Source organism: Dermacoccus sp. CCH2-D9 (assembly GCF_001556795.1).
GTDB classification, from domain to species: Bacteria; Actinomycetota; Actinomycetes; order Actinomycetales; family Dermatophilaceae; genus Dermacoccus; species Dermacoccus nishinomiyaensis.
Window position 1 is genome coordinate 1 of the sequence record NZ_LSJT01000142.1, and the last position, 4,202, is coordinate 4,202.

General features: G+C 69.9%; 4 protein-coding genes and 1 pseudogene. All 5 read left to right on the forward strand.

Going from position 1 to position 4,202, the window contains the following annotated elements:
- A pseudogene (locus AX669_RS11520) lies at window positions 1–289 on the forward strand (sulfate adenylyltransferase small subunit); the annotation flags it as partial.
- A 2-nt stretch (window positions 290–291) separates the two neighbouring features.
- A complete protein-coding gene (locus tag AX669_RS11525; protein WP_062258543.1) occupies window positions 292–1,680 on the forward strand; it encodes a sulfate adenylyltransferase subunit 1 in 1,389 nt (462 codons plus the stop codon).
- Between the two features lie 106 nt (window positions 1,681–1,786).
- Window positions 1,787–2,794 (forward strand): ABC transporter substrate-binding protein, encoded by a 1,008-nt coding sequence (locus AX669_RS11530; RefSeq protein WP_231729591.1) that lies wholly within the window; start codon window positions 1,787–1,789, stop codon window positions 2,792–2,794.
- A 1-nt stretch (window position 2,795) separates the two neighbouring features.
- Entirely contained in the window at window positions 2,796–3,617 is an 822-nt protein-coding gene (locus AX669_RS11535; RefSeq protein WP_006944904.1) for an ABC transporter ATP-binding protein, read from the forward strand.
- Window positions 3,604–4,202: ABC transporter permease (locus AX669_RS11540; RefSeq protein WP_369815086.1), on the forward strand; the 599-nt coding region annotated here is incomplete at its 3' end. The genes AX669_RS11535 and AX669_RS11540, both read left to right, overlap by 14 nt.

Sequence of the window (4,202 nt, forward strand, 5' to 3'; positions counted from 1 at the left end):
GATCTACCACGCGCACGAGCGCCAGGTCTTCCTGCGTGACGGCATGTGGCTGACGCCGGGGCCCTGGTTCGGGCCGCGCGACGACGAACCCCTCGTCACCCGCTCGGTGCGCTACCGCACCGTCGGTGACGGCTCCTGCACGGGCGCCGTCGAGTCCGAGGCCCGCACGACCGCCGACATCATCGCCGAGATCGCCGCGAGCCATCTCACCGAGCGCGGAGCCACCCGCGCCGACGACCGCCTCTCCGAGGCCGCTATGGAAGATCGCAAGCGAGAGGGCTACTTCTAGAGATGACGACCACGACCACCCGTGCCGCCGACGCACCACGTTCGTCCACCGAGCACGCACCGACCGCCTCGCCCGGTTCCCAGCTCCGCCTCGTCGTGGCGGGCAGCGTCGACGACGGCAAGTCGACCCTCGTGGGTCGTCTGCTGCACGACACGAAGAACATCCTCGCCGACACCTACGACTCGATGGTCGCCGCGAGCACGTCACGCGGCGCCGAGCAGGTCGACCTTGCTCTCCTGACGGACGGGCTGCGCGCCGAGCGCGAACAGGGCATCACGATCGACGTGGCGTACCGGTACTTCTCCACGCCCCGGCGCACCTTCGTCCTCGCCGACACCCCGGGGCATGTGCAGTACACGCGCAACATGGTCACCGGCGCCTCCACCGCTGACGCAGCCGTCGTCCTCGTGGACGCGCGACACGGGGTCAGCGACCAGACGCGTCGTCACGCCGCGTTGATGGCGCTGCTGCGTGTTCCGCACGTCATCTTCGCCGTCAACAAGATGGATGCCCTCGAGTGGTCGCGCTCGCGGTTCGACGAGGTCCGGACCCAGGCGATCGACCTGGCCGACAGGGTGGGCCTCAGCGATCCCCGCGTCGTCGCGCTATCTGCGCTGACGGGCGAGGGGGTCGTCGCTCCGGCCCCCGACGGGTACGACCACCCGCCGCTGCTCGACCTGCTCGAGTCGCTACCCGTCCGCGATGACCTGCGGGCCGAGTCGTTCCGCATGCCGGTCCAGCTCGTCATCCGGCCTCGCACCGCCGAGCATCCGGATTATCGCGGTCTCGCCGGCCGCATCGCCTCCGGCGTCCTGCACGTCGGTGACCGTGTGCGCGCGGTGTCCTCGGGCCTGACGAGCCGGGTCGTCGCGATCGACACTCCGGTGGGCTCGCGTGAGGTGGCCGTAGCGGGCGAGTCAGTGACGGTGCGTCTGGGCGACGAACTTGACGTCGCTCGTGGTGAGGTCCTGTCGCTCGTGGCCGACCCCGATCAACCGGTTGCCGACTCCGAGGTGAGCGGAGTGCTCGCGTGGCTCGCGGCCGCGGACGGGCGTGTCCGTCAGCGCGTCCTCGTCAAGGCGGGCACCAAGGTGGTGCGCGCGGTCGTCGACGACATCACACATCTGTGGGACGTCGAGACGAGCACGTGGCACGTAGCCGGCCCTGAAGCAGTGATGACGCTCAACACGATCGGACGAGTCCGTCTGCGTCTGGCCGAGCCCGTGGTGCTCGACCCGTACGACAGCCACCGGGCGACCGGCGCGTTCCTCGTCATCGATCCCGCGAGCGGCGCCACGCTCGGAGCCGGCATGTCGGGTGCGGGGCTCGGTTCGGGTGCGGACGACGACGCCGCGCAGCTCGAATCCGAAGAGGATTGGCTGGCTGGCTGACATGCGCGACGATCACGCACCTGTCGATGCCGTACACCGATCCCGGGCCCGATCACCCCAGATCGGGCGCCGGACGCTCCTCGGCGCCGGCCTCGCCACCCCCTTCATGACACCGGCCCTGTCGGGGTGCGGGGCGGCTGAGGCGAGCCCGCATCGCCTGCGATTGGGGCACTTCTCGAACCTGACCCACGGCGTGGCCCTCGCAGGCATGGCCCGCGGAACGTTCGCGCGCCACCTGGGCGGCACGGCCATCGAGCGGCAGGTCTTCGACAACGGGCCCGCCGCCGTCCAGGCCATGCTCGCCGGCGCGATCGACGTCGCCTACCTCGGCCCGAACCCGGCGATCACGGCGTGGGTGCGGACGAAGGGCGCCGGAGTGCGCCTCCTCGCCGGAGCAGCGGAGAACGGCGCTGCGCTCGTTGCTCGTCCCGGAGTGAAGAAGATCGACGATCTGCGTGGGTGCAGCGTCTCCACGCCGCAGATCGGCGGCACCCAGGACGTAGCCCTCAAGACACTGCTCGCCGAGCACCACCTGACGACGGGGCCGGGAGCGGACGAGGTGGAGACCGTGTGGATGGCCAACTCACAGACTCTCGATCAGTTCCGCCAGGGGCGCCTCGACGCCAGCTACCAGGCCGAGCCATGGGTCTCTCGCCTCGTCGTCGAAGCCGGCGCGCACGTGCTCGTCGACGAGCGCACCCAGTGGCCCGACCACCGATTCGTGACGACGTGCCTGCTCGTCACCCAGGAGTACCTCGAACGCGCGCCTGCTCAGGTGGAGCAGCTCCTGGCGGCCCACGTCGAGACCGTGGAATGGATCAACAGCCATCGGGGCGCCGCGAGTGTGCTGCTCAACGCCGAGATCGGCAAGCTCAGCGGCAAGAAGTTGAAGCGATCGGTCGCCGAGCGGGCCATGGACAACGTGCAGTTCTCCTGGGATCCGTTGATGGCAAACATCGCACAGGTCGCCGAACACACGTGGCGAACGGGCGGCATCGACGTCCGTCCCGACCTGCGCGGGTTGGCGGACCTCGACCCGCTCCGGCAGGTCCTTGCTGCACGCGCCCTGCCTGCGATCACCGACGCCGGTCTCGGCGTGCACAGAAAGGGCTGACATGACGTTCGACACCACCACGGCAGGCGAGCGACACCCGATCGCCCCGCCGAGCGACGCACGCTCGACGGCACAGCCGGCCGCCGTCGACATCCGCGGTCTGCACAAGGTCTTCGGCCAGGGCGACGACGCCGTCGAGGCGATCGGCGGGCTCGACCTGAGGGTCGAACAGGGGGAGTTCGTCAGCGTTCTCGGCGCCTCCGGCTGCGGCAAGTCGACCCTGCTGTCGATCATCGCCGGGCTCGAACCCGCCAGCGCGGGCGACGTGCACGTCGACGGCCCTCAACCGGCGCTGATGTTTCAGGATTCCGCGCTCTTCCCGTGGCTGAGCGTCGGCGAGAACGTCGAGGCTCCCCTGCGATTCAGGGGCGTGCCCTCCGCCGAACGCCGCCAGCGGGCGCAGGAGCTGCTCGCGACGGTGCGGCTCGACGGCGCAGTGGATCGACGACCCCACGAACTGTCCGGAGGCCAACGCCAACGCGTCGCCCTCGCGCGCGCACTCGCCCAGAACGCGCGCCTGCTGCTCATGGACGAACCATTCGCCGCCCTCGACGCCATGACGCGCGACCTGCTCCACGGGGAACTTAGCGACGTGTGGCATCGCGACGGCATGGCCGTCATCTTCGTCACCCACAACGTGCGTGAAGCAGTGCGTCTCGGCCAACGTGTCGTCCTGCTCTCTTCGCGCCCGGGACGCGTCAGCCAGACGTGGGACGTCGACCTGCCACAGCCGCGTGCCATCGAGGACGCAGGCGTCGGTGAGCTGTCCCGCGAGATCACCTCGCGCCTGCGAGAGGAGATCAGTCGTCATGCCCACGCCTGAGTTCGACATGCGCGAGGAGGATCCGTTCGAGGCCAGTGCCCGACGGCACCGCTCGCCCGGCCCCACGAGATCGATGATCAGTGACGACGACGTCACCTCCGGACTAGACGCGCTCGAACAGGCTCAGGCGCAGCGCCGACGCCGCGTCGACCCGCTGTCCGTGCTAGCGCCGCTGGGTGCGCTCGCGATCGTGGTCCTCGCCTGGCAGGTTCTCGTGTGGGCACACGTCAAACCGGCCTGGGTGCTCCCTCCGGTCACCGACATCGCTCGGGCCCTGTGGACCTCCCTCACCTCGGGGGAGGCGCTCGACGCGATCTGGGTCAGCCTGCGACGCGGCGCGGTGGGCTTCGCGCTCTCTCTCGTGCTCGGCACGACACTCGGGCTCGTCGTCGGCCGCGCGAGACTGGCGCGGCGCGCCTTCCGACCGCTGCTCGCAGCGATGCAGTCCCTGCCGTCGGTCGCGTGGGTGCCCTTCGCCGTCATGATGTTCTACCTCAGCGACACGACGATGTACGCCGTGATCCTGCTGTCCGCAGTGCCCTCGATCGCCATGGGATTGATCGGCGGGTTGGATCAGGTCCCGCC

Excerpts from the sequence above, each read along its gene's own strand:
- AX669_RS11535 (WP_006944904.1), top strand. The coding sequence starts at position 2,796 with ATGACGTTCGACACCACCACGGCAGGCGAGCGACACCCGATCGCCCCG.
- AX669_RS11530 (WP_231729591.1), top strand. The coding sequence starts at position 1,787 with ATGACACCGGCCCTGTCGGGGTGCGGGGCGGCTGAGGCGAGCCCGCAT.
- AX669_RS11525 (WP_062258543.1), top strand. The coding sequence starts at position 292 with ATGACGACCACGACCACCCGTGCCGCCGACGCACCACGTTCGTCCACC.